General features: G+C 74.6%; 23 protein-coding genes. 13 read left to right on the top strand and 10 right to left on the bottom strand.

Translation table 11 applies throughout. The features are described 5' to 3' along the window. Window positions 1-210: 210 nt before the first annotated feature. Window positions 211-942: a Fic family protein gene (locus H0S66_RS09315; protein WP_179615141.1), complete on the bottom strand. Its 732-nt coding sequence runs from the start codon at window positions 940-942 to the stop codon at window positions 211-213. Between the two features lie 35 nt (window positions 943-977). On the opposite strand from H0S66_RS09315, the gene H0S66_RS09310 reads away from it, so the two are divergent. The 10 genes from H0S66_RS09310 to H0S66_RS09265 all read left to right on the top strand — a co-directional run bounded on the left by H0S66_RS09310 (window position 978) and on the right by H0S66_RS09265 (window position 10625). Beyond that, window positions 978-1919, top strand: coding sequence for a class I SAM-dependent methyltransferase (locus H0S66_RS09310; RefSeq protein WP_179615140.1), 942 nt, complete (start codon window positions 978-980; stop codon window positions 1917-1919). 33 nt (window positions 1920-1952) lie between these two features. Continuing rightward, entirely contained in the window at window positions 1953-3086 is a 1134-nt protein-coding gene (locus H0S66_RS09305; RefSeq protein WP_179615139.1) for a sensor histidine kinase, read from the top strand. Beyond that, entirely contained in the window at window positions 3083-3829 is a 747-nt protein-coding gene (locus H0S66_RS09300; RefSeq protein WP_338037241.1) for a LytR/AlgR family response regulator transcription factor, read from the top strand. Before H0S66_RS09305 ends, H0S66_RS09300 begins: the two co-directional genes overlap by 4 nt. After that, window positions 3826-4227: a hypothetical protein gene (locus H0S66_RS09295; RefSeq protein ID WP_179615138.1), complete on the top strand. Its 402-nt coding sequence runs from the start codon at window positions 3826-3828 to the stop codon at window positions 4225-4227. Before H0S66_RS09300 ends, H0S66_RS09295 begins: the two co-directional genes overlap by 4 nt. After that, on the top strand, window positions 4224-5768 hold the full coding sequence (locus H0S66_RS09290; RefSeq protein WP_219633640.1) for a sodium/solute symporter: 1545 nt from the start codon (window positions 4224-4226) through the stop codon (window positions 5766-5768). The genes H0S66_RS09295 and H0S66_RS09290 overlap by 4 nt, the downstream gene beginning before the upstream one ends. Window positions 5769-6003: 235 nt before the next feature. After that, entirely contained in the window at window positions 6004-6969 is a 966-nt protein-coding gene (locus H0S66_RS09285; RefSeq protein WP_218876271.1) for a siderophore ABC transporter substrate-binding protein, read from the top strand. A gap of 116 nt (window positions 6970-7085) precedes the next feature. Continuing rightward, window positions 7086-8015: an ABC transporter permease gene (locus tag H0S66_RS09280; protein ID WP_218876270.1), complete on the top strand. Its 930-nt coding sequence runs from the start codon at window positions 7086-7088 to the stop codon at window positions 8013-8015. Continuing rightward, window positions 8005-9018: an iron chelate uptake ABC transporter family permease subunit gene (locus H0S66_RS09275; RefSeq protein ID WP_218876269.1), complete on the top strand. Its 1014-nt coding sequence runs from the start codon at window positions 8005-8007 to the stop codon at window positions 9016-9018. Before H0S66_RS09280 ends, H0S66_RS09275 begins: the two co-directional genes overlap by 11 nt. Next, window positions 9015-9773, top strand: a complete 759-nt coding sequence (locus tag H0S66_RS09270) for an iron ABC transporter ATP-binding protein (RefSeq protein ID WP_179615137.1) — start codon at window positions 9015-9017, stop codon at window positions 9771-9773. Before H0S66_RS09275 ends, H0S66_RS09270 begins: the two co-directional genes overlap by 4 nt. A gap of 126 nt (window positions 9774-9899) precedes the next feature. Beyond that, window positions 9900-10625 carry a fibronectin type III domain-containing protein gene (locus H0S66_RS09265; protein WP_179615136.1) on the top strand — a complete coding sequence of 242 codons (726 nt, stop codon included), beginning with the start codon at window positions 9900-9902 and terminating at the stop codon, window positions 10623-10625. A 22-nt stretch (window positions 10626-10647) separates the two neighbouring features. Here the strand turns inward: H0S66_RS09265 and H0S66_RS09260 are convergent, their stop codons facing one another. From H0S66_RS09260 to H0S66_RS09230, 8 genes are all read right to left on the bottom strand, one after another. Continuing rightward, window positions 10648-11337, bottom strand: coding sequence for a sirohydrochlorin chelatase (locus H0S66_RS09260; protein WP_179615135.1), 690 nt, complete (start codon window positions 11335-11337; stop codon window positions 10648-10650). Then, window positions 11334-12098 carry a uroporphyrinogen-III synthase gene (locus tag H0S66_RS09255; protein WP_258017213.1) on the bottom strand — a complete coding sequence of 255 codons (765 nt, stop codon included), beginning with the start codon at window positions 12096-12098 and terminating at the stop codon, window positions 11334-11336. Before H0S66_RS09255 ends, H0S66_RS09260 begins: the two co-directional genes overlap by 4 nt. Window positions 12099-12515: 417 nt before the next feature. Then, window positions 12516-12914, bottom strand: a complete 399-nt coding sequence (gene nirD / locus H0S66_RS09250; protein ID WP_179615134.1) for a nitrite reductase small subunit NirD — start codon at window positions 12912-12914, stop codon at window positions 12516-12518. Further along, the gene (gene nirB, locus H0S66_RS09245; protein ID WP_179615133.1) at window positions 12911-15487 is read right to left on the bottom strand and encodes a nitrite reductase large subunit NirB; all 2577 of its coding nucleotides are present in this window, start codon (window positions 15485-15487) and stop codon (window positions 12911-12913) included. The genes nirD and nirB overlap by 4 nt, the downstream gene beginning before the upstream one ends. Before the next feature lie 112 nt (window positions 15488-15599). Next, window positions 15600-15755, bottom strand: coding sequence for a hypothetical protein (locus tag H0S66_RS20440; protein WP_258017190.1), 156 nt, complete (start codon window positions 15753-15755; stop codon window positions 15600-15602). Beyond that, entirely contained in the window at window positions 15752-17038 is a 1287-nt protein-coding gene (locus tag H0S66_RS09240) for an NAD(P)/FAD-dependent oxidoreductase (protein WP_258017189.1), read from the bottom strand. The genes H0S66_RS20440 and H0S66_RS09240 overlap by 4 nt, the downstream gene beginning before the upstream one ends. Beyond that, window positions 17035-19059: a molybdopterin oxidoreductase family protein gene (locus H0S66_RS09235; RefSeq protein WP_246305124.1), complete on the bottom strand. Its 2025-nt coding sequence runs from the start codon at window positions 19057-19059 to the stop codon at window positions 17035-17037. The genes H0S66_RS09240 and H0S66_RS09235 overlap by 4 nt, the downstream gene beginning before the upstream one ends. Window positions 19060-19124: 65 nt before the next feature. Then, window positions 19125-20654 carry an MFS transporter gene (locus tag H0S66_RS09230; RefSeq protein WP_179615130.1) on the bottom strand — a complete coding sequence of 510 codons (1530 nt, stop codon included), beginning with the start codon at window positions 20652-20654 and terminating at the stop codon, window positions 19125-19127. A 199-nt stretch (window positions 20655-20853) separates the two neighbouring features. Here H0S66_RS09230 and H0S66_RS09225 point away from each other — a divergent pair, with 199 nt between their 5' ends. After that, window positions 20854-21375 (top strand): metallophosphoesterase family protein, encoded by a 522-nt coding sequence (locus H0S66_RS09225; RefSeq protein WP_179615129.1) that lies wholly within the window; start codon window positions 20854-20856, stop codon window positions 21373-21375. 3 nt (window positions 21376-21378) lie between these two features. Here H0S66_RS09225 and H0S66_RS09220 read toward each other — a convergent pair whose 3' ends face one another. Then, the gene (locus tag H0S66_RS09220; RefSeq protein WP_218876268.1) at window positions 21379-21822 is read right to left on the bottom strand and encodes a hypothetical protein; all 444 of its coding nucleotides are present in this window, start codon (window positions 21820-21822) and stop codon (window positions 21379-21381) included. A gap of 310 nt (window positions 21823-22132) precedes the next feature. On the opposite strand from H0S66_RS09220, the gene H0S66_RS09215 reads away from it, so the two are divergent. Together H0S66_RS09215 and H0S66_RS09210 are read left to right on the top strand one after the other, a co-directional pair. Further along, window positions 22133-22411 carry a DUF4212 domain-containing protein gene (locus H0S66_RS09215; protein WP_179615128.1) on the top strand — a complete coding sequence of 93 codons (279 nt, stop codon included), beginning with the start codon at window positions 22133-22135 and terminating at the stop codon, window positions 22409-22411. Then, on the top strand, window positions 22408-24081 hold the full coding sequence (locus tag H0S66_RS09210) for a sodium:solute symporter family protein (protein ID WP_179615127.1): 1674 nt from the start codon (window positions 22408-22410) through the stop codon (window positions 24079-24081). Before H0S66_RS09215 ends, H0S66_RS09210 begins: the two co-directional genes overlap by 4 nt. Window positions 24082-24163: the final 82 nt, after the last annotated feature.

The raw sequence follows: 24163 nt of genomic DNA, 5'->3' as shown, positions 1-24163 counted from the left end.
CGGCGTACACAAGGGGGTACCAACTCCATAGACGTACACGTGACCAGGGGTACCCACGCGGCGATCCACCCTTCCTACAGGGCGCTTGTCCACGGAACACTTCCGAGACAGCTTATGAGTGCACGCTTGGTAGCCAGCCAGGACACGTGTCAGCGATGGCCCCGCGGAGCACTGCTCCCGGGGCCATCTGCTTGCCCGACGCTGGCGGGCTCAGCCCTCCGCCGGCCTCCGCAGCGGGGACGCCTCCGCGGCCGCGGCGTACGCCTCGGTGGCGTAGAGCAGCCAGGAGTGCACGCCCGCGTCGCCGCCGGTGGCGTAGCCGCGCAGGTTGGACTCGTAGGCCTCCCGGAGCGCGAGGTGGCCGGCCTCGGGCACCACCAACGACTTCTCGTCGACCCCGCGGGCCACCAGCACGAGGCGCTCGGCGGCCCGGGCGACCAGGCCGTTGTGGGAGGCGAAGGGGGCGGCGGTGGCGAGGTCGGCGTGCACCACGGCCGCCACCAGCAGGCCCGGCGAGCCGGCGCTCGAGGTGATCAGGTCGGCCAGGTCGCGCAGCCGACCGGCGGACCCGGCGTCGCGGGGGCGACCGCGCTCCTCGGCGGGCAGGCTCGAGGCGGAGGCGAGGGCGTGCAGCCGGGCCAGTGCCTGGAGCGGCGAGCGACCCAGCGTCGGCACAAGCGAGAGCAGCTCGGTCGAGAGGCGCAGCGAGTCCTGGGCGACCGCGTCGCCCTCGCCGGCGCGCACCTCGGCGAGCGTCGAGGTCGACCCCTCGAGCACGGCGCTGGCGTGCGCGCCGCGCAGCAGCGACTCGGCGGTGGTCTCGGGGCTGGTGCGCCGCAGGCCGCGGTCGCGCAGCACGACGTCGATCCCGTCGCGGGCGGCGGCCAGGCCGCTGGGGACACCCTCGAGCGACACCAGCCAGGACAAGGGATCGGAGGTCACGGCGTCGAGGGTAGCGAGCCGATACGCTCGCCCCGATGAGTGATCCCCTCCTGCACGCGCGATCCTTCGGGCAGGTGGTCCGGGCCTACGACCGGGGCCGCCCGACCTACTCGCGCGACGTCGCGGCCTGGCTCGGCGGCGGCGAGCAGCGCGGCGGCCTCACCGTGCTCGAGCTGGGGGCCGGCACCGGGCGGCTGACCGAGCAGCTGGTGGCCCTGGGCCACGTGGTGCACGCCACCGACCCCGACGAGCAGATGCTGGGCGTGCTGCGCGAGCGCCTGCCCGGCGTGCGCACCAGCGTGGCGGGCGCCGAGGAGCTGCCCGCCGCCGACCGCGGGTACGACGTCGTGGTGGCCGCGCAGGCCTTCCACTGGTTCGACCACGAGCGGGCCCTGCCCGAGATCGCCCGGGTGCTCAAGCCCGGGGGCCACCTGTCCCTGGTCTGGCACCAGCGCGACGTGCGCATCCCGTGGGTGCGCAAGCTCAGCCGGATCCTGGGCCCCGAGCACCCGCTCGACGAGCTGACCCGCCCGCTGGCCGACAGCGACCTCTTCGACGACGCCGAGGAGCACACCGCCAAGCACTGGCAGGTCCTGGACCGCGAGTCGATCCTCGACTACGTCGGCTCGCTGTCCTCCGTCTCGACCCTCGAGGCCGCCGAGCGGGAGCGGCTGCTGGCCGACGTGCTGGCGCTCTACGACGACTACGGCCGCGGCATGGACGGCATGCAGCTGCCCTACCTGACCTCGTGCTTCCGGGCGCGGGTGCGCCCGCTGGCGGCTCCCGAACCGGCCCCCGGCCACCCCGGCCACCCCGAGCAGCGCGCCGCCGCCGAGATCGACGACACCCACCAGTCCGACCCGCCGTGGACCGTCACGACCGGCAGCATGCCGCGCATCGAGGACGAGGTCACCAAGGCGCCGCGGCCCTCGGTCGCCGACGACGACACCTCGATGCTGCTCATCGACTTCCGGTGAGCCCGGCGATGAACAAGGGCTGAGGGCCGCGCCGTGGCACGCCTGCCGCGCCCCTGGCGGCGTACGCACCTCGGTTCCGACGCCGACCGCGCGACCTTCCGCACCCTGCACACCGCCTCGCTGGCCGCGCCCGCCCTGCGTGCTGGACTGACCCGCGAGAGCGCCGAGCGCTCCATCAAGCACCTGCGCGCCCTCCTCGGCACGCCCGCGATCGCCCTGAGCGACACCTCGGGGCTGCTGGCCTGGGACGGCGCCGGGCAGCACCACGCCGCGCAGGTGCCGGCGCTGGTGGCCGAGGCCCTCGCCCGCAGCGGCACCCAGGTCGTCTCGCGGCGCGAGCTGCCCTGCCCGGCCGACAAGCAGGGCGGCTGCCCGGTGCGGGCCGCGGTGATCAGCCCGCTCGTGGTCGACGACCGGGTCATCGGCGCGCTCCTGGTCTTCGGCCCCTACGCCTCGGCCGGGCTGGTCCGCGCCGCCGACGAGGTGGCCCGCTGGGTCTCGGGGCAGCTCGAGCTGGCCGAGCTCGACTCCTCGCGCACGCGGCTGATGGAGGCCGAGGTGCGCGCCCTGCGCGCCCAGATCAGCCCGCACTTCGTCTACAACTCGCTGGGCGCGATCGCCAGCTTCGTGCGCACCGACCCCGACCGGGCCCGCGAGCTGCTGCTGGAGTTCGCGGACTTCACCCGCTACTCCTTCCGCCGCCACGGCGAGTACACCACCCTGGCCGAGGAGCTGCGCTCGGTGGAGCGCTACCTGCTGCTCGAGCAGGCCCGCTTCGGCGACCGGCTGCGGGTCACCCTCTCGATCGCGCCCGAGGTGCTGAGCGTGGCCGTGCCCTTCCTCTGCATCCAGCCCCTGGTCGAGAATGCGGTGCGTCACGGTCTGGAGTCCGCCGAGGGCGGGGGCCACATCCGGATCGCGGCCATCGACCAGGGACAGGAGTGCGTGATCGAGGTGGAGGACGACGGCGCCGGGGAGGACCCCGAGCACATCCGACGCGTGCTCGCGGGCGACCAGTCGCTCGACTCCGTCGGGCTGGGCAACGTCGACGGACGCCTGCGCGCGGTCTACGGCGACGACCACGGCCTGGTCGTCGAGACCGCGCCCGGCGCCGGCACCAAGGTCGTGGTGCGGCTGCCGAAGTTCGCCCCGGGGGTGCACGCGTGAGCGCCGCCGCCCGCATGCGGGTGCTGGTGGTCGACGACGAGCGGCCCGCCCTCGGCGAGCTGGCCTACCTGCTGCAGCGCGACGAGCGCGTCGGGGAGGTGCTGACCTGCGACTCGGCGACCGAGGCGCTGCGGGTGCTGCAGGAGCAGGAGGTCGACGCGCTGTTCCTCGACATCCAGATGCCCGGGCTCAGCGGCCTCGAGCTCGCGCAGGTCCTGACCCGCTTCAAGCAGCCGCCCGCGATCGTCTTCGTCACCGCCCACGAGGGCCACGCCGTCGACGCCTTCGACCTGCAGGCCGTCGACTACGTGCTCAAGCCGGTGCGCGCCGAGCGGCTCGCCGAGGCCGTGCGCCGCGTCGGTGGCGGCGACACCCGCTCCCCCGCCGACCAGGACCTCCAGATCCCGGTCGAGCTCGGCGGGGTGACCCGCTTCGTGCACCGCTCCGAGCTCACCCACGTCGAGGCGCACGGCGACTACGTGCGCCTCCACACCGCCGGCGGCTCCCACCTGGTGCGCGCCGCCCTCTCGACGCTGGAGGAGGAGTGGGCCGCCGCCGGCTTCGTGCGCATCCACCGCTCGCTGCTGGTCTCGCTGGCCCACGTGCACGAGGTGCGGATGGACGCCGGGCGCTGCTCGGTCGTGGTCACCGGACCCGGCGGGGGCCCCGGCGTCGAGCTGGGGGTCAGCCGGCGCCACACCCGCGAGCTGCGCGACCTCCTGCTGCGCCGGGGTGGCGGGTGAACGAGCCGCCGGCCCGGGTGCGGGTCACCGGCCCACCGCGCCGGCGTACGCCGCTGGCGCGCACCCGCGAGGTCGACGACGAGACCCCGCTCGGCACGCTCTACCTCGGCTCGCTGCTGCGCGAGCAGCTGTGGCTCGCGGTGCGCACCCTGGTGGTGCTGGTCCTGGGCCTGGGGGTGCTGCCGGTGCTGTTCGTGCTGGCGCCGGGGCTGACCGAGGTGCAGGTGCTGGGCCTGCCGCTGGCCTGGCTGCTGCTGGGCGTGCTGGCCTACCCGTTCCTGGTGCTGCTCGGGTGGCGCTACCTGCGCCGCGCCGAGAGCAACGAGGACGCGTTCGTGGAGCTGATGGAGGCCGGCCGCGCCCCCGGCCCCCGGCCCGGGAGGGGTCCGCGGCGGTGAGCCCCGACCTCGACGCCGCGCCCGGCATCGTCGCGCTCGTGGTGGTCAGCGTGGCGACGCTGGCCATCGGCACCTACGGGCTGCGCTTCTCGCGCACCACCAGCGACTTCATGGTCGCCTCGCGCACGGTGCGGCCGCGGATGAACGCCTCCGCGATCAGCGGCGAGTACCTCTCGGCCGCCTCCTTCCTGGGGGTCGCGGGGCTGCTGCTCACCTTCGGCGCCGACATGCTCTGGTACCCGGTCGGCTGGACCGCGGGCTACCTGGTGCTGCTGACCCTGGTGGCGGCGCCGCTGCGCCGCTCGGGGGCCTACACGCTGCCCGACTTCGCCGAGGCCCGGCTCGACTCGCAGACCGTGCGCCGCGCCTGCTCGCTGCTGGTGGTCGCGATCGGCTGGCTCTACCTGCTGCCGCAGTTCCAGGGCGCCGGCATCACCCTGGCCAGCGCCGTGGGCGGCCCGACGTGGCTGGGCTCGCTGGTGGTGGGCACGGTGGTGCTGGTCAACGTCATCAGCGGGGGGATGCGCTCGATCACCCTGGTGCAGGCCTTCCAGTACTGGCTCAAGCTCACCGCCCTGCTGGTCCCGGCCGCCGTGCTGCTGGTCGTGTGGGCCGGCGACGGCCGCCCCGGCGCCGACCCGGCCGCGGTGCACGCCGGCGCGACCCGGACGCTGTCGTGGTCGAGCCCGCTGGCCGAGTCCGGCTCGATGGGGCTCTACCTGACCTACTCGCTGATCGTCGCCACGTTCCTGGGCACGATGGGGCTGCCGCACGTGGTGGTGCGCTTCTACACCAACCCCGACGGCCGGGCCGCGCGTCGTACGACGCTGGTGGTGCTGGTGCTGATCGGCGTCTTCTACATGGTGCCGCCGGTCTACGGCGCGCTCGGGCGGGTGTACGCCGCCGAGCTCGCGGCCAGCGGGCGCTCCGACGTGCTGGTCCTCGAGCTGCCGCGGCTGATGCTCCCGGGCCTCGGCGGGGACCTGCTGACCGGGTTGGTGGTCGGCGGCGCCTTCGCCGCGTTCCTGTCGACGTCGTCGGGGCTGGCCATCGCGGTCGCGGGCGTGCTGAGCCAGGACGTCACCGGCCGCCCGTACGCCGGGCGCCGGCTCGGCGGGGTCGCCGCCTTCCGGGTGGGCGCGGTGCTGGCGGTGGTGGTGCCGGCGGTGGTCTCGCTCTCGGAGTCGCAGGTCGGCGTGGCGACCACCGTCGGGCTCGCCTTCGCCGTCTCCGCCTCCACCTTCTGCCCGCTGCTGCTGCTCGGCATCTGGTGGCGCGGGCTGACCGCGGCGGGCGCCCTCGCGGGGCTGGCCGCCGGGGGTCTCGGGTCCGGGCTGGCGGCGCTGCTGACCCTCTTCCCCGGCTGGGCCGACGGCTGGGTCGAGATCCTGCTGCGCCGACCGGCCGCCTGGAGCGTGCCGCTGTCGTTCCTGGTGATGGTCGTGGTCAGCCGCGCCACCCGGCGCACCGCCCCGCTGCACGTGCGCCGCTTCATGGTGCGCCTGCACACCCCCGAGGCCGTCGACCTCGACCGCGGCTGAGCACCTGCTCTCCGCCCCGCGCCGGCTCCTGGCTGGGTCGTGGTCCAGGTCGTGGTCCGGGTCGTGGTCCGGGTCGTGGGCCATGCGCGCGCCATGGCGCGTCCGAGGGCACACGACCCAAGCCACGACCCAGGCCACGACCCAGGCCACGACCCGAGCGGCCACGTGGTGGGACCCCTCGCACACCCCGGCTCCACTGAGGGTAGCCTTACTTAGGTAAGCCTCACCTCTCAAGATGGAGTCCCCGATGCACCTGCGCCGTCCCCGGCCGACCTCGGTCGCCCTGGCCACCCTCGCCCTGCCCGCCGCCCTGGCCCTGACCGCCTGCGGCGGCTCCGAGGAGACCGCGACCGACGCCGGCGGCGGCGCCACCGTCACCATCGAGACCGCCCGGGGACCCGTCGAGGTGCCCCAGGACCCCGAGCGCGTCCTCACCTTCGACATCGGCGTCCTCGACACCATCGACACGCTGGGCGGCGAGGTGGCCGGCGTCCCCGAGTTCGCGCTGCCCGACTACCTGTCGGCGTACGACGACGCGCCGATCATCGGCAGCCTCTTCGAGCCCGACTTCGAGGCCGTCGCCGAGATCGACCCCGACCTGATCATCGTGACCGGGCGGAGCCTGGAGGCGATGCCCGACCTGGAGGAGCTGGCCCCGACCATCGACCTGTCGGTCGACGAGAGCGACTACCTGGGCTCGGTCGAGCGCAACGTGCGGTCGCTGGCCGCGGTCCTCGGCGAGGAGGACGCCGCCGAGCAGGCGCTCGCCGACCTCGAGGCCGAGGTCGAGGAGACCCGCGCCGCGGGCGCCGAGGCCGGCACCGGCCTGATCGTGATGACGTCGGCCGGCGAGGTCTCGGCGTACGGCGCCGGCTCGCGCTTCGGCCTGGTCCACGACGCGCTGGGCGTCGAGCCGGCCGTCGACATCGACTCCGCCACCCACGGCGAGCCGGTCTCCTTCGAGTTCGTCGCCGAGGCCGACCCCGACTGGCTCTTCGTGGTCGACCGCGACGTCGCCATCGGCGAGACCTCGGGCGAGTCGGCCGAGCAGGTGCTCGACAACGCCCTGGTGGCGCGCACCACCGCGTGGTCGCAGGACCAGGTCGTGCAGCTCGACCCGCTGGCCTGGTACATCGTCAGCGGCGGCCTGACCGCCACCCGCACCATGGTCTCCGACGTGGCCGACGGGATCGCGTCCTGAGCGCAGCACCCCGGTCGCTGGCCACCGCCCCGCCCCCACCGGCCCCGGTCGACGCGGTACGCCGTGCCGGCCGGGGCCGGCGGTCCGGCGCCGGCCCGCTGCTGCTCGGCGCCGTCGTGGTGGCGGCGCTGGCCCTCGTCAGCCTGTTCGTCGGGGTCAGCGACGTCTCCCCCGCCGCGCTGCTGCGCGGCGAGCCCGGCGCCTGGGAGCTGGTCGCGGTCAGCCGCGGCCCCCGCACCACCGCACTGGTGCTGGCCGGCGTCTCCCTCTCGATCGCCGGGCTGATCATGCAGGTGCTGGTGCGCAACAGGTTCGTCGACCCCAGCACCGCCGGCACGGTCGACTCCGCCACCCTCGGCCTGGTCGTGGTGATGCTGTTCGCGCCGGGGCTGCCGCTGATCGCCAAGGCGGGCGTGGCCAGCCTCTTCGCGCTGGCCAGCACCGCCGTGTTCCTGCTGCTGCTGAGCCGGATGCCGCTGCGCTCGCCGGTGATGGTGCCGCTGGTGGGCCTGATGTTCGGCGGGGTCGTCGGGGCGGCCGCCTCCTTCGTGGCCTACCGCCACGACCTGGTGCAGTCACTGCTCGCGTGGACCACCGCCGACTTCTCGGGCATCCTGCGCGGTCGCTACGAGCTGCTCTGGGTCGCCGGCGGGCTGGCCGTGGTCGCCTGGGTGGTCGCCGACCGCTTCACGATCGCCGGCCTGGGCGCCGAGGTCGCGACCGGTCTCGGCGTCGACCACCGGCGCGTGCTGATGACCGGTCTCGTGGTGGTGGCGCTGGTCAGCGCCGTGGTCGTGACGACCGCCGGGGTCATCCCGTTCCTGGGCCTGGTGGTGCCCAACGTGGTCCGGCTGTTCCTCGGCGACCACGTGCGCCGCAGCATCCCCTGGGTGGCCCTCGTCGGCGCCGGCTTCGTGCTGGTCTGCGACGTCCTGGGCCGCACCCTGCGCCACCCCTACGAGATCCCCCTGGGCGTGGTCGTCGGCGTCGTGGGCAGCGTGGTGTTCCTGGTGCTCCTCCTCAAGGGGTCCTCCCGTGTCGGTTGAGAACGCACCCGCGGCGGCGTACGCGCCCGCCCCGCGGGCCACCCACGAGCACCGCGCCCGGGCCGCGACGGCGCTGAGCGCGGTCGCGGCGCTGGCGGTCTGCGCGGCGTTCGTGCTGTGGGACCTGCCCCCGGCCTGGGAGTACGTGCTGGAGCTGCGGGTGCGCAAGGTCGCGACGCTGGCCCTGGTGGCCGTCGCCGTGGCGGTCTCGACGGTGCTCTTCCAGACGGTCACGGCCAACACGATCCTGACCCCCGGCATCATGGGCTTCGACGCGCTGCACCTGCTGGTCGCGACCCTGGTGGTGTTCTCGGTCGGCACCAGCGAGAACGCGGTCACCGGCACCGACGGCGCCCGTGTCCTGTGGGTCGTCGAGACGACGGTGATGGTCGCGGTGGTGGCCCTGCTCAGCCAGTGGCTCTTCGTCGGCGCCCGCCGAGACCTGCACGTGCTGGTGCTCGTGGGCATCGTGGTCGGCACGCTCCTGCGCTCGGTGACCAGCCTGCTGCAGCGGATGCTCGACCCGACCCAGTTCGCGGTGCTGCAGGACTCCTTCTTCGCCTCCTTCAACACCGTCGACGAGACCCTGCTGGGGATCTCCGCGCTGGCCGTGGCCCTGACGGTGGCGGCCGTGTGGCGCCTGCGCAGCACCCTCGACGTGCTGGCGCTGGGGCGTGAGGTCGCGACCAGCCTGGGCGTCGACCACCGGCGCACCGTGATGGGTGTGCTGGTGGCCGTGGCGGTCCTGGTCTCGGTCTCGACCGCTCTGGTCGGGCCGATCACGTTCTTCGGCCTGCTCGTGGCCCACCTGGCCTACCGCCTCGTGGGGCACCGGCACCGCCACAGCCTGCCCACCGCCGCCGCGCTCGGGGTGGTGACGCTGGTGCTGGGCCAGCTGCTCCTCGAGCGCGTGTTCTCCTACGCCACCGGCCTGTCGATCATCATCGACTTCGCCGGCGGCGTGCTCTTCCTCGCCCTGGTCCTCAGGAGGTCCCGCCGGTGATCACCGTCCGCTCGCTCACCAAGCAGTACGACGACGCCGCGGTCGTCGACGACGTCACGCTCGACCTCGCGACTGCGGGCGTCACCGCCCTGATCGGCCCGAACGGTGCCGGCAAGTCCACCCTGCTCTCGGTGGTGGCGCGGCTGCTGCGCCCCGAGCGGGGCACGGCCCACGTGGACGACCTCGACGTGCACCGCGCCGGCTCGCGCGAGCTGGCGACCCGGTTGGCGGTGCTGCGCCAGGAGCACGACCTCGCGGCCCGGCTGACCGTGCGCGACCTGGTGTCCTTCGGCCGCTTCCCGCACTCACGGGGGCGACCGACCACCGAGGACGTCGCGGTCGTCGACGACGTGCTCGCCCGGCTCGACCTCACGGGGCTCGCCCACCGCTTCCTCGACCAGCTCTCCGGCGGCCAGCGCCAGCGTGCCTTCATCGCGATGACCCTGGCCCAGCAGACGGAGTACCTGCTGCTCGACGAGCCGCTGAACAACCTCGACCTGACCCACGCCGTGGCCATCATGCGGATGCTGCGCACCGCCGCCGACACCCTGGGCGCCCGCGTCGTGGTGGTGCTGCACGACATCAACTTCGCCTCCCGCTGGTCCGACGAGATCATCGCCATGGCCGGGGGCCGGGTGGTGGCGCAGGGCCCGCCCACCGAGGTCGTCACCCCCGAGGTGCTGCGCGGGCTGTACGGCGTCGACGTGCACGTCGAGACGGTGCGCGGGCACCGGGTGGCGGTCCACTACGGCTGAGGTCGTGGCCCGGGTCGTGGCCCGGGTCGTGGCCTGTGGACGCGCCGGGGCGCGTCCCTGGCCACACGACCGGGACCACGACCGGGACCACGACCCAGCACCCGCCCGCCGTGGGAGGATCGCACCGTGCGATCTCGGACCCTCCCCGCTGCCCTGCTCCTGTGCGCCACCGCGACCATGCTGCCGCTGCTCGGCCCGGTGGCCGTCGCGGCGCAGCAGCCCCCTGCCGACACCGACGCACCGCGGATCGACCTCGACCCCTGCCCCGGGTCCGAGCCCTGCCAGCTCGAGGCGGCGTACGTCGCCGGGTGGCTCGCCGAGGGCGACGACCTGGCCGTCCTCGGTGCGCTGCTCGACGGCGAGCCGGTCGCCGAGCACGAGTACGACGACGGGTCCGGCTTCGTGCCGCACGGCTCGTTCATGGCGCCCGGGCAGGACACGATCGAGCCGGTCGACTACGCGATGGTCGTCGGCGTGCCGCAGGGCACGCACCAGGTGACCTTCTACGCGCGCGACCTCGCCGGCAACGAGAGCTCGCGGACCACGACCGTGATCGGCGCCGAGGCGCCCGGTCGACCCCAGGACCTGCGCGCCAAGGCGCGGCCGCGCCGCGGGGAGGTCGTCGTGCGCTGGCACGGCGGGGCCGAACCGCACGGGTCGCCCGTGCACACCTACCGGGTCCGGCACGGCGGCGAGGACCGCACCACCCAGGGCTGGATCCCCGCCGCGCCGCGGACCCAGCTCGTCTGGGACGGCCTGCGGCCCGGTTGGCACACCTTCCGGGTGCGGGCCACCAACGGCCGTGGCGAGGGACCGGCCGCCCGGGTGCGGGTCTACCTGCGTCGCCCCTGAGGTCGCCCCTGAGGTCGCCCGGTCAGGGCCGGCCCGGCCGCGCCAGCAGGTCGCGGGCGCGCTCGACCACGAGGTCGACCACCAGCGGGTGCTCGGCCAGGACGTCGGCGCAGGCGACCGCCCCGGCGGCCTCGGCGACGTCGCGCACCTTGCGCGAGAACAGCCCCGGCGAGAGCAGGTACGTCGACACCGCGTCGCCGGCGCGCAGCACGGTCTCCGGGCGGCGCCCGTAGCCGGAGAGGGTCGTGAGCCGCACGCGCCCGCCCCACGCCCCGGCCAGCAGCCGGGTGGCCCCGCGCAGGTCCCGCCAGGCGAGCAGGTCGGTGGAGCCCGCGGCCACCATCACCAGCGGCGAGCCCGGCTCGGCACCCGCCTCGACCAGCCGGTCGACCTGGGCGCGGGCCAGCAGCGGGTCGGGTCCCAGGGGCCGCCCCAGGGCGACCGGCACCCCCGTCGGCGCACCGGCGCAGGCCTCGGGCAGGTCCTGGCGCACGTGGAAGCCGGTCGAGAGCAGCAGCGGCACCACCACCGCCGGCGCTCTCAGCCCGGCAACCACGTCGGCGAGCAGCGGCTCGCTCAGCTCGACGTACGCCGCCGTGGCGGGCACCCCTAGCCGCTCGGCCGCCGTGGTGGTCAGGCGCCGCGCGGTCTCGTTGCCGCCGGCGCGGCGGGTGCCGTGGGCGACGGTGACCAGCAGCGGCGTCCGGCTCACGGCTCGACCGCGAGGCGGTAGCCGCGCTTGACGACGGTCTGCACGGTGCGGGTGCCGAGGGCGGCGCGCAGGCGGGCGACCGCCATCTCGACGGCGTGCTCGGAGCCGGCGGTGCCGCTGGGCAGCATCGCCAGCAGGGCGCGCCGCGACACGACGTTGCCGGGGTTGGCGACCAGGGCCTGGAGCACCGAGGCCGGGGCGGGCGAGAGCCGCACCTCGGCGCCGTCGAGCAGGACGCTGTCGCCGTGCAGGAGCAGCTGGTGCCCGCCGACCAGCTCGACGACCAGGCCGGAGCGCCGCGAGGGCAGCTCGCTGGCCAGCAGCTTGACCATCGCCACCAGGCGGGAGCGCTCGGGGTAGACGGTGGGCACGCCCCACAGCTCGAAGGCCGCGGCCGTGACCGGGCCGACGCACACGGCCAGCACGTCGGCCTGGAAGGCGCTGACCACGTCGTCGCGCCGCCCCACCGACGCGGCGGCGTCGAGCAGCGCCGCGACCGCCGGCGCGGCGGTGAAGGTGACGGCGTGCACCTGGCCGTCGGCGATCTGGTCGACCAGGCGGAACATCGGCGTCGGGTCGTCGGCGCCCACCACGCGGTAGACGGTGACCACGTCGACGACGGCCCCCTGGCGGCGCAGGGCGTGGGCCACCATCGAGAGCGACTGGCCGTGCTCCTGCACCACGATCCGCCGGCCGGCGAGGTCGCGCCCGCGCAGGTGGTCGAGCACGTCCTCGAAGAGCTCCGACTCCGGCGACCACAGCTCGCGCAGCCCGGCGCCGCGCAGGGCGCCGACGCTCTTGGGGCCGCGGGCAGGATCTCGGCCGGGCGCAGCGCCGCCACGAGGTCCTCGCGCAGCCCCACGACTCGGCCGCGCGCAGCCACGCCCTCATGCCGACCCCGGTGGTGGCGAGGAAGAGGTCCGGCGGCTGGGCGATGACGGCCTCGGTGGCCCGGCGCAGCGCGGCGTCGTCGACCCGGGTGGGGTCGTCGGAGAGCGCCGGGGCCCACACGACCTCGGCGCCGCGGCGCTCGATCAGCGCGACCTGCTCCTCGACCTTGCGCGAGGCGGTGACGCCGATGCGGAAGCCGTCGAGGCTGCCGCCCCCGGACTCGTCCATCTCCTCGGCCCTCTCCTCGGCGTCCGGGCCGGAGCCTGGTGCCAGGGCCCTCCCGGAGGTCACTGCGGGCACTCGGGGCGCCGCCCGCCGACCTGGACCTCTCCGTCGACGACACGGGTGTCGTAGGCGGCGACCCGCAGGGTCGGGTCGTCGAGGCACCGGCCGTCACGCAGCGCGTAGTGCTCCTTGTGCAGCGGCGAGGCCACGAACACCTCGTCGCCGCGTGTCCCGATGATCCCACGCGAGAGCACCGACGCCCCGGTGACAGGGTCGATGTTGGACAGCGCGTGCACCTGGTCGTCGTGGGTGCGGAAGACCGCGACCGCCTCGCCGCGCACCAGCGCCGGCACGCCGGCCTCGCGGGCCAGCGCGTCCAGCGGGCAGACGGGCACCCAGAGCAGCTCGTCCGGCCCCGCGCTCGTGGAGGTGCTCGTGGAGGTGCTCGTGGAGGTGGTCATGCCGGTGCCCCCACCGGGATGGTGGCCCCCAGGTCGACCGGCCCGTTGGGCACGATCTGCTCGCGCACCGTGCCGAAGGAGACGGCCGGGTCGGGGGTCTCGGGCGCGTTGACGAAGGAGACGAAGCGGGCGAGCTTGTCGGGGTCGTCGAGGACCGCCGACCACTCGTCGACGTACGTCGCGACGTGGCGGGCCATGGCGGCCTCGAGCTCGCTGCCCAGGCCGAGCACGTCGTCGACGACCACCTCGCGGAGCCGGTCGAGCCCGCCCTCGAGGGAGTCGAGCCACGGCGCCGTGCGCTGCAGCCGGTCCGCGGTGCGCACGTAGTACATGAGGTAGCGGTCCAGGTAGCGCACCAGCGTCTCGTCGTCGAGGTCGCCGGCCAGCAGCCGGGCGTGCGCCGGGGTGGCCCCGCCGTTGCCGCCGACGTAGAGGTTCCAACCCTTCTCGGTCGCGATCACCCCGAAGTCCTTCGACCGCGCCTCGGCGCACTCGCGGGCGCAGCCCGAGACCCCGCCCTTGAGCTTGTGGGGCGAGCGCAGCCCCCGGTAGCGCAGCTCGAGGTCGATGGCCATCTGCACCGAGTCCTGCACCCCGAAGCGGCACCACGTCGAACCGACGCACGACTTCACCGTGCGCAGCGACTTGCCGTAGGCGTGCCCGGACTCGAAGCCGGCGTCGACGAGCCGGCGCCAGATCACGGGCAGCTCCTCGACGCGCGCCCCGAAGAGGTCGATGCGCTGGCCGCCGGTGATCTTGGTGTAGAGCCCGTGGTCGCGGGCCACCTCGCCGATCACGATGAGCTTGTCGGGGGTGATCTCGCCGCCCGGGATGCGCGGGACCACGGAGTAGCTGCCGTTGCGCTGGATGTTGGCCAGGAACGCGTCGTTGGTGTCCTGGAGGACCGCGCGCTGCTCGCCCAGCACGTGCTCGTTGACCAGGCTGGCCAGCACCGAGGCGACGGTCGGCTTGCACACGTCGCAGCCGCGGCCGGTGCCGTGGGCGGCGACCACCTCGTCGAAGCTGCGGTAGCCGTGGATCGCCACCACGTCGAAGAGCTCGGCGCGCGAGAGCGCGAAGTGCTCGCACAGGGCCCGGCTGACCTCGCGGCCCTGGGCGGCGAAGTGGTCCTCGACGAGCGCCTTGACGGTGCCCACGCACGAGCCGCAGGTGCTGCCGGCGCCGGTGCAGGCCTTGAGGGCGGCGACGTCCTCGCAGTGGTGCTCGGCCCCGTCGGGGCCCGGGTGCGCCTGGTCGAGCCGCTCGAGCAGGTCGGCCTTGGTGACGTTGTTGCAGGAGCAGACCTGGGCCTCGGGCGGCAGGGACGCGACGCCGGTCGCCGCACCGCCGCGGCCCGGCGGGAGGATCAGCTCCTCGGGGTTGTCGGGCAGGTCGATCCCGCTGGCCACCATCGGCCGCAGCACGCCGTACGCCGACGCGTCGCCGACGAGGATCCCGCCCAGCAGGCGCCGCCCGTCGTCGCTGACCACCAGCTTCTTGTAGAGCCCGGCGACGGCGTCGGAGAAGACCAGCTCGAGGGCGCCCTCGGTGGTGGCGAACGCGTCGCCGAAGGAGGCCACGTCGACCCCGAGGAGCTTGAGCTTGGTGGACATGTCGGCGCCCACGAAGCGCCCCGCCCCGCCGAGCAGCGCGTCGACGACCACCTCGGCCATGTCGTAGCCGGGCGCGACCAGGCCGTACATCCGCCCGCCGGGCGCGGCGCACTCGCCGACGGCCCAGATCCGCTCGTCGCTGCTGCGGCACTGCTCGTCGACCAGCACCCCGCCGCGCTCGGCGACCTCGAGCCCGGCCGCTCGGGCCAGCGCGTCCCGCGGGCGGATGCCGGCCGAGAAGACCACCACCTGGGCCTCGACCCGTGCCCCGCCGGCCAGGACGAGGCCGTCGACGCGGTCGGCGCCGCTCACCGACTCGGTGGCCACGCCGGTGTGCACCTGCACGCCGAGCCCCTCGACGTGGCGCACCAGCGTGGCGCCGGCGGCCTCGTCGAGCTGCACCGGCATCAGCCGGGGCGCCATCTCGACCACGTGGGTCTCGAGCCCCAGCTGCACCAGCGCGTTGGCGGCCTCGAGGCCCAGCAGGCCGCCGCCCACCACGACGCCGGCCGTGGCCGGGCCGGCCGCGGCCCGGATCGCGTCGAGGTCCTCGATGGTGCGGTAGACGAAGCAGCCGTCGAGGTCGCGGCCCGGCACGGGTGGCACGAAGGGCGCCGCGCCCGTGGCCAGCACCAGCTGGTCGTAGCCCAGCACCCGACCGTCGGAGAGCGCCACCGTGCGGTCGGCCCGGTCGAGCGCGGTCACCTCGGTGCCGAGCAGCAGCTCGACCGCGGGGTCGTCGTAGGAGCCGGAGGGCAGCAGGGAGAGCTCCTCGGGCCCGCTCGCGGCGAAGTACGACGTCAGCGCGACGCGGTCGTAGGCCGGCCGCGGCTCCTCGCCGACCACGACGATGTCGTGCGTGGCGCTCAGCCCGCGCTCGACGGCGGCCTGCACGAGGCGGTGGCCGACCATGCCGTGGCCGACCACGACCAGGCGGGGGCGGGGGGTGGTGCTCGTCATCGGTTCTCCCTCACGGGTGCGGTGCCCGGGGCGGGGCTCGGGTGGTGTGGGACTGCTCGACCACAGTGGGCCGGCGACGTTGCCCCGCGATGACCTCGTCGATCACGTCGTGTCACTTTGTCCGCACGACCTCACAGGCGGGGTCGGCCGCGGCGGTGCCCACCAGCTGGGCGCAGGTCGCGGTGCAGGACCCGCAGCCGGTGGTGGCCCGGGTCTGCTCGCGCGCCTGCGCGAGGTCGGCGCAGGCCCGCAGCCGCCCGGCGCTCACGCCGGCGCAGGCGCAGACCTCGACGTCGTCGGGCAGCGCGACGGCCGTGGGTGCCGCGGCCCCTGCTCGGGCAGCAGCAGCTGCCCGGGCTCGTGCGGGCCGAGCACGGTGCCGCGGTCGTAGTGCTGGGTGATCAGGCCGACGCGCGACAGGTCGCCGACCAGCGCGGCGGCCACGACGACGCCGTCGCGCACCACGAGCCGCGAGTGCTTGCCCACCACGGGGTTGGTCACCTCGACCACCTCGCCCTCGGCGCCGACCGGGTCGCCGAGCACCGCCACGTCGAGGCCGGTGGCCCGCAGCCGGGCCACCCCGCGCGACCCGGCGTGCTCGACGTCGTCGCCGCAGAGGCGCCGGGCCAGCACCGTGGCCTGGTCCCAGGCCGGGGGCACGAAGCCGGTGGTGGCGCCGCGGTGCTCGGCGCAGTCGCCGATGGCGTGCACGGCGGGGTCGGTGGGCGAGGTCAGGTGGTCGTCGACCACGACCCCGCGGCGCACCGCCAGGCCGGCGGCGCGGGCCAGCGACGTCGCCGGCCGTCCGCCCGCGGTGAGGACGACGAGGTCGGTGTCGAGCACGACGCCGTTGTCGAGGCGCACCCCGGTGACGCCCTCGCCGGAGGTCGGCTCGACCAGCCGCACCGCCCGGGCGCCGGTGTAGACCGTGGTGCCGAGCCGGCGCAGGCTGCGCGCCAGGACCGCTCCGGCGCCCGCACCCACCTGCCGCGAGAGCAGGTGCTCGGTGCCCTCCACGACCTCGGTCGCCACCCCGCGCACCGAGAGCGCGCGGGCGACCTGCAGCCCCAGCAGCCCACCGCCGACGACCACGGCGCGGCGGGCCCCGGGCACGGCCCCGAGCAGTCGCTCGCAGTCGGCCAGCGAGCGGAAGGCGTGCACCGCGGGGTGCAGCCGGCCCTCGGGGGTGACCAGCCCCCGCACGGGCGGCAGGGTGGGCAGCGAGCCGGTGGCCAGCACCAGGCGGTCGAAGGGCACGACGGTGCCGTCGACGAGCATCACGTCGCGGTGCTCGCGGTCGATCGCCAGCACCCGGCTGCCCAGGCGCAGGTCGACGCCGTGCTCGGCGTACCACTCGGCGCGGCGCAGCGTGATCGCGCTGTCGGCGTGGGTGCCCTCGAGCACCGCCGAGAGCAGGATGCGGTTGTACGCCGGCACCGGCTCGTCCCCCAGGACCGTGACCTGCCCGTCGTACCGGCCGTCGACGAGCTGCTCGACCAGCCGGGTCGCGGCCATGCCGTGACCGACCACGACGAGCCGCTCGGGGCTCATGCGACACCCACGCGCGCGGCGCAGACCTTGAACTCGGGCATCCGGCTGGCCGGGTCGAGCGCGTCGTTGGTGAGCCGGTTGACCCCCAGCCAGTGGAAGGGCACGAACACGGTGTCGGGCCGGATCGTGGCCACGACCCGGGCGGGGGCGCGCAGGGTGCCGCGCCGGGTGGCGACCTCGACGAGCATCCGGTCGGCGACGCCGAGGCGGGCCGCGAGCTGGGGGTGCATCTCGACGAACGGTCCCGGGTCGGGCAGGGCGGCGATGCGCCGGGTCTGCGCGCCCGACTGGTACTGCGCCAGGACCCGGCCGGTGGTCAGGTGCAGCGGGTAGTCGGCGTCGGGCGGCTCGGCCGGTCCGCGGTGGTCGACGGGGTGCAGCCGGGCCCGCCCGTCGGCGGTGGCGAAGCGCTCGGCGAAGAGGCGCGGGGTGCCCGGGTGCGGCGCCCCCTCGGTCGAGGGGCAGGGCCAGAACACGCCGTGCTCGGCCTCGATGCGCGCGTAGGTGATACCGCTGTAGTCGGCGACGCCGCCCGCCGAGGCCCGGCCGAGCTCGGCGAAGACCTCCTCGGGGTCCGTGGACAGCTCCACCGGCGAGCCCAGCCGCTGGGCCAGGCCCGCCATCACCTCGAGGTCGGAGCGCACCCCCTCGGGCACCGGGCGGGCCTGGCGTCGCAGCACCACCCGTCCCTCGAGGTTGGTCATGGTGCCGGTCTCCTCGGCCCACTGGGTGACCGGCAGCACCACGTCGGCCAGGGCGGCAGTCTCCGAGAGCACCAGGTCGCAGACGACCAGCAGGTCGAGCGCGGCGAGCCGGTCGGCCACCCGCGTGGCCCGGGGCGCCGAGACCACGATGTTCGAGCCCATCACCAGCAGCGCGCGGGGCCCCGTCGGCGTGCCGATCGCGTCGAGCATCTCGTAGGCGGAGCGCCCGCGGCCGGGCAGCGAGCCGGGCTCGACCCCCCACACGCCCGCCACGTGGGCCCGGGCCGCCGGGTCGTCGATCATCCGGTAGCCGGGCAGCTGGTCGGCCTTCTGGCCGTGCTCGCGGCCGCCCTGGCCGTTGCCCTGCCCGGTCAGGCAGCCGTAGCCGGCGTGCGGCCGGCCGGGCATGCCGAGCGCCAGCGCCACGTTGATCCAGGCCAGCACGGTGTCGGAGCCCTGCGCGTGCTGCTCCGCACCGCGCGCGGTGAGCACGACGACCCGCCCCGCCCCGGCCAGCAGGTCGACCAGGGCCCGCTGCTCGGCGACCGCCACGCCGCTGACCCGCTCGACGCGCTCGGGCCACCAGCCCGCGACCGAGTCGGCGAGCGCCTCCCAGCCCCGGGTGCGCGCCTCGACGTACGCCGTGTCGACGTGGCCGCCGGCGACCAGCAGGTGCAGCACGCCCAGGGCCAGCGCCAGGTCGCCGCCCGGCACCGGCTGCACCAGCAGGTCGGCGTGGTCGGCGGTCGGGGTGCGGCGGGGGTCGACCACCACGACCTTGCCGCCCCGCTGGCGCAGCCGGTCGAGGTGGCGCGCCGCCGGCGGCATGGTCTCGGCCAGGTTGGAGCCGACCAGGACCACGACGTCGGCCTGCTCGACGTCGGCCAGCGGGAAGGGCAGCCCCCGGTCGATCCCGAAGGTGCGGGTGGCGGCCGAGGCCGCCGAGCTCATGCACCAGCGCCCGTTGTAGTCGATCTGGCTGGTGCCGATCGCGACCCTGGCCAGCTTGCCGAGCTGGTAGGCCTTCTCGTTGGTCAGCCCGCCGCCGCCGAAGACCCCGATCGCGTCGGCGCCGTGCTCGGCGCGCAAGTGGTCGAGCCGGGCCGCGACCAGGTCGAGCGCCTCGTCCCAGGAGGCCGCCCGCAGCTCGCCGGTGGCCCGGTCGCGCAGCAGCGGCGTGGTCAGCCGCTCGCGGCTCCCGGTCAGCCCGCCGGCGGTCCACCCCTTGCGGCACAGCGCCCCCTCGTTGACCGGGAACTCCTCCCACGGCTGCACCTCCAGGCGCGTCCCGCCGCGTCCGGAGCCGGTGAGGGTCATGCCGCACTGCAGCGAGCAGTAGGGGCAGTGGGTCCGGGTCCCCGGCGGGGGCGCCGCGCCGGGCATCAGGCGCGGGCCGCGGCGAGCGGGGCGCCGCGCCGGACGTAGGTCGACCAGGTCACCAGCGCACAGAGCACGTAGTAGGAGATGAAGAGCACGAAGGCGGTCTGCACGGCCGCGAGCGGGTCGGCGATCCACGGCGCCCCGAACATCATCGGGATCAGGAACCCGCCGATCGCGCCTGCGGCGCCGATGATGCCGACCGCCGCCGAGGACTCCTTGGTCGCCCGCAGCAGCGCGGCACGGTGCTCGGGAGTGCCGGCCGCGGTGCCCGCGGTGTGCTGGTGGCGCCAGATCGTCGGGATCATCCGGTAGGCCGAGCCGTTGCCGACGCCGGTGGCGGCGAAGACGCACAGGAAGAAGGCCAGGAAGAGCGGGAACCAGGACGAGTTGGCGTCGGCCACGGCGCTGTCGCCCGTGGGGTTGGCCACCACCTGGCTCAGCGTCCACAGCACCGCGCAGGTCGCGGCGATCATCGCGCCGAACGCCGCGAGGGTCACCCGGGCGCCACCGAAGCGGTCGGCCAGCCAGCCGCCGAAGGGCCGGGTGAAGGAGCCGACGAGGGCGCCGAGGAAGGCGTAGAAGACGAAGTTGATGCCGCCGGTGACCGCTCCGCTCGCCGGGTCGACGACCGAGAAGTTCACCTTGATCAGCAGCGGCATCGCCGCGGAGTAGCCGATGAAGGAGCCGAAGGTGCCGATGTAGAGGAAGCTCATCACCCAGGTCTGCGGCCGGCGCAGCACCGCGGCGCTCTCGCGGGTCGAGCCGGTGGCGGTGCCGAGGTTGTCCATGAAGAAGTAGGCGCCCAGCGCGGCGGCCACGGCCAGGGCGACGTACACCCAGCCGGCCCGCTCGAGGTGGATGCCGCCCTCGGCGGCCTGCACCAGCCCGAAGACCCCGGCCCCGCCCACGATCACCGGCAGCGCGAACTGGATGACCGCCACGCCGATGTTGCCGCCCGCGGCGTTGAGGCCGAGCGCGGCGCCCTTCTTGTCGGCGGGGTAGAAGGCGTTGATGTTGGCCATCGAGGAGGCGAAGTTGCCGCCGCCGAGCCCGGCGGTGGCCGCGATCAGCACCATCACCCAGTACGGCGTGCCGGTGTGCTGGACGGCCACCACGAACAGCACGGTGGGCACCAGCAGCAGCAGCGCGCTGGCCACCGTCCAGTTGCGGCCACCGAAGCGGGGCACCGCGAAGGTGTAGGGGATCCGGATCAGCGCGCCGACCAGGTTGGGCGCCGCGACCAGGAAGAACAGCTGCTGGGGGCTGTAGCCGAAGCGGCTGCCCAGCATCGCGGCCGACACGCTCCAGATCAGCCACACCGAGAAGCCGAGGTGCTCGGCGAAGATGGACCAGCCGAGGTTGCGGCGCGCGACCTGCTTGCCGCCGCCCTCCCAGAAGTCCGGCTCCTCCGGGCGCCAGTCGTCGATCCAGCGCCGGGTGCGCCGTGCCGGCGGGGCGGCGGCCGGGCCGGCCTGGCTGGCTGGGCTGGCTGGCGGCGCCGCGGCGGGGGGTGTGGGCTGCAGGGTGGTCATGGCGGTTCTCCTCGGAGGAGCACGGGACGGGTGCGCGCCGACCAGTCGGTGACCGGCGTGCCGCCAGCCTCCCGAGCGCAGGTTTCAGCCCGCGTGCGCCTGGCGCGTCGCTCCCGTCAACTTCCGCTCACGGCCTCACGCCCCTCACGACCTCACCGTCGGTCCCGGGGGCGCACACCCCACGGCGCACACTGGGGCGGTGCCGACCCGACTGCTGATCATCGCCGACACCCACCTCCCCCTGCGCGCCAAGGCGCTGCCCGAGGAGGTGTGGGCGGCCGTCGAGGAGGCCGACGTTGTCGTCCACGCCGGCGACTGGGTCGACGTGGCCCTGCTCGACGAGCTCGAGGCGCGCAGCGCGCGCCTCGTGGCGGTGCACGGCAACAACGACCACGGGGTGCTGCGCGAGCGGCTGCCGCTGGTGGCCGAGGCCGAGGTCGAGGGGCTGCGCCTGGGGGTGGTCCACGAGACCGGGGCCAAGCAGGGTCGCGAGCAGCGCTGCGACGCGGCCTACCCGCACCTCGACGTGCTGGTCTTCGGCCACAGCCACATCCCGTGGGACACCACGACGCCCGGTGGCCTGCGGCTGCTCAACCCGGGCTCGCCCACCGACCGGCGCCGCCAGCCGCACTGCACCTACCTGACCGCGGTGGTCGACGACGGTGGGCTCGGCGAGGTCACCCTGCACCGGCTCCCGCCGCGGGTCCCGCCCCGCGGGTGAGGCTCAGGCCTCGCGCGGTCCGCGGTGCAGCCGCACCGCGCTGACGCAGGCCAGCACGCCGCCGCCCAGCACCAGCACCAGGCCGGGACCGGGCATCCAGCCCGCCGTGCCCACGAGGCTCAGCAGGTGGCCCACCTGCCACAGCGGCAGCGCCAGCGCCACGACTCCCAGCAGCGCGGCCTGCGCCACCGCCAGCCCGCGCAGCGGGACCATCACCCCGGCGAGGCCGAGCATGCAGGCGTAGAACGTCCACAGCCCGGCACCCTGCCCGCCCAGGACCGTGCCGAGCGGGGTGTCGACCCACGGCATGAAGGAGCCGAAGAGCACCAGCAGGCTGGCACCGAGCAGGCTGCGGCGGCCCGGCTCGCCGCCGCGCCGCGGCCGGGCGGCGGTGCGTCGCGGGCCGGTCGGGGCGGTGGTGGCGGGAGCGCCGGCGCGGGTGGTCATGCTCGGAGGCTACGACGAGTGACCCACGTCACGGCAGGGGCGGCGGCCCGGCGCCCGCCGAGCGTCGTACGTCGTGCGACGAGCGGTCGGCGCGCGGCGACGAGCGGTCGGTGACGCCCCGTGAACCCCACGGATGGCGACCTCCGACGGTGTCCGCCCGCCGCTCGTCGCAGCCACCCGGCCGCTCGTCGCAAACTGTGACCGGTGTCACGCCGACCTCTTGTGGCGGGCACCACCCAGGCGCTTGCATCCCGTCTCGACGACCTGACGTGTGGTCCACCTCACGCGACGTCGAGACGAGGAGGAAGCGATGGATGACGCACAGCGCCGGGAGTACTGGCGCCGCAACGTGCGGCTGATGGCCGTGCTGCTGACGATCTGGGCCCTGGTGTCGTTCGGCGCCGGGATCCTGTTCGTGGAGCCGCTCAACGAGATCGTGGTCGCCGGGTTCCCGCTCGGCTTCTGGTTCTCCCAGCAGGGGGCGATCATCACGTTCGTCGCGATCATCGCGGTCTACGTGTGGCGCATGGACAAGCTCGACGCGGAGTTCGGCGTGGAGGAGTACGAGCAGGAGGTGCACCACTCGTGAGCGACATCCAGCTCTGGACGCTGATCTTCACGGTCATCACCTTCAGCGTCTACATCTACATCGCCTACGCCAGCCGGGTCAGCACCACCTCCGGCTTCTACGTCGCCGGCGGCGGCATCCCCGCCGTGGCCAACGGCGCCGCGATCGCCGCCGACTGGATGAGCGCGGCGTCGTTCATCTCGCTGGCCGGCATCGTGGCCTTCGCCTACAACGGCTACGCCGGCGGCGTCTTCCTGCTCGGCTGGACCGGCGGCTACGTGCTGCTGGCGCTGCTGCTGGCGCCGTACCTGCGCAAGTTCGGCAAGTACACGCTGCCCGACTTCGTGGGCGACCGGTACTCCGAGACCGCCCGGCTGGTGGCCGTGGTCGCAGCGATCGTCGTCTCGTTCGTCTACGTCGCGGGCCAGATGGCCGGCGCCGGCCTGGTCTTCACCCGGTTCCTCGGGGTCGGCACGACCACCGGCGTCGTCATCGGCATGACGGTCGTCTTCTTCTACGCCGTGCTCGGCGGCATGAAGGGCATCACCTGGACCCAGGTGGCGCAGTACTCCGTGCTGATCGTGGCCTACATGATCCCGGCGTTCGCGGTGTCCGCGAAGGTCACCGGCATCCCCGTGCCCCAGATCGGCTTCGGCGACATCCTCGCCGAGCTCGACGGCCTGCAGCAGGACCTCGGGCTGGCGGCGTACACCGAGGCCTTCACGCAGACCTCGATGCCCAACATGGTGCTGATCACCGCGGCGCTGATGTTCGGCACCGCGGGCCTGCCGCACGTCATCGTGCGCTTCTACACCGCCAAGAGCGTGCGCGCGGCCCGCTACAGCGCGCTGTGGGCGATCTTCTTCATCGCCCTGCTCTACACGACCGCGCCGTCGGTGGCGGCCTTCACCAAGCTGCAGATCCTCCAGGACCTCGAGGGCACCGCGATCGGCTCGGAGCCGGGCTGGTTCAGCACCTGGTCGGAGGTCGGCCTGGTCTCGGCGACCGACGCCAACGGCAACGGGGTCATCGACTTCGCGACCGAGACGGTCATCAACAACGACATCATCGTGCTGGCCAGCCCCGAGATCGGCGGCCTGCCGGCACCGATCGTCGGCCTGGTCGCGGCGGGCGCGCTCGCCGCGGCCCTCTCGACCGCCTCGGGCCTGCTGCTGGTGATCTCCTCGTCGGTGGCCAACGACGTCTACTACAAGAAGATCAACCCGGCCGCGACCGAGGCCAAGCAGCTGATGGTCGGGCGCATCGCGATGGCCGGGGCGATCCTGGTGGCCGGCTACTTCGGCATCAACCCGCCGGGCTTCGTGGCCCAGGTGGTCGCGCTCGCCTTCGGGCTGGCGGCGGCCAGCTTCTTCCCGATCCTGGTGCTCGGCATCTTCTGGAAGAACTGCACCGCCAAGGGTGCGGTGGCGGGCATGCTGACCGGCCTGACGGTGACGCTGGCCTACATGATCTGGACGATCGACATCTACGGGAACTCCGACGGCATCCTCGGCATCCCCGAGACCGGCTTCGGCACCGTGGGCATGCTGATCAACTTCACGGTCACGATCGTGGTCTCGCAGTTCACCACGAAGCCGTCCCCGATCATGCAGGAGCTGGTCGAGGAGATCCGCTACCCCGGCAAGACCAAGCTCGTCGCGCAGCACCAGGCGGGCGAGATCGACCTCTGAGCACGCACCCGTGGCCGGTGGGGCCGTTCCCCCCACCGGCCCGGGCGTCCTAGTGTGACGACGGCCCCACCACGCACCCGCC

Origin of the sequence: Nocardioides marinisabuli, assembly GCF_013466785.1 — a bacterium.
Taxonomy (GTDB): domain Bacteria; phylum Actinomycetota; class Actinomycetes; order Propionibacteriales; family Nocardioidaceae; genus Nocardioides; species Nocardioides marinisabuli.
This window is presented reverse-complemented; position numbering and strand designations above follow the sequence as displayed.

Coding starts and splice junctions, on each gene's coding strand:
- H0S66_RS09240 (WP_258017189.1), bottom strand. CDS start 17,038: ATGAGCCCCGAGCGGCTCGTCGTGGTCGGTCACGGCATGGCCGCGACC.
- H0S66_RS09230 (WP_179615130.1), bottom strand. CDS start 20,654: ATGACCACCCTGCAGCCCACACCCCCCGCCGCGGCGCCGCCAGCCAGC.
- H0S66_RS09285 (WP_218876271.1), top strand. CDS start 6,004: ATGGAGTCCCCGATGCACCTGCGCCGTCCCCGGCCGACCTCGGTCGCC.
- nirD (WP_179615134.1), bottom strand. CDS start 12,914: ATGACCACCTCCACGAGCACCTCCACGAGCACCTCCACGAGCGCGGGG.
- H0S66_RS09220 (WP_218876268.1), bottom strand. CDS start 21,822: ATGACCACCCGCGCCGGCGCTCCCGCCACCACCGCCCCGACCGGCCCG.
- H0S66_RS09215 (WP_179615128.1), top strand. CDS start 22,133: ATGGATGACGCACAGCGCCGGGAGTACTGGCGCCGCAACGTGCGGCTG.
- nirB (WP_179615133.1), bottom strand. CDS start 15,487: ATGACGAGCACCACCCCCCGCCCCCGCCTGGTCGTGGTCGGCCACGGC.
- H0S66_RS09235 (WP_246305124.1), bottom strand. CDS start 19,059: ATGACCCTCACCGGCTCCGGACGCGGCGGGACGCGCCTGGAGGTGCAG.
- H0S66_RS09310 (WP_179615140.1), top strand. CDS start 978: ATGAGTGATCCCCTCCTGCACGCGCGATCCTTCGGGCAGGTGGTCCGG.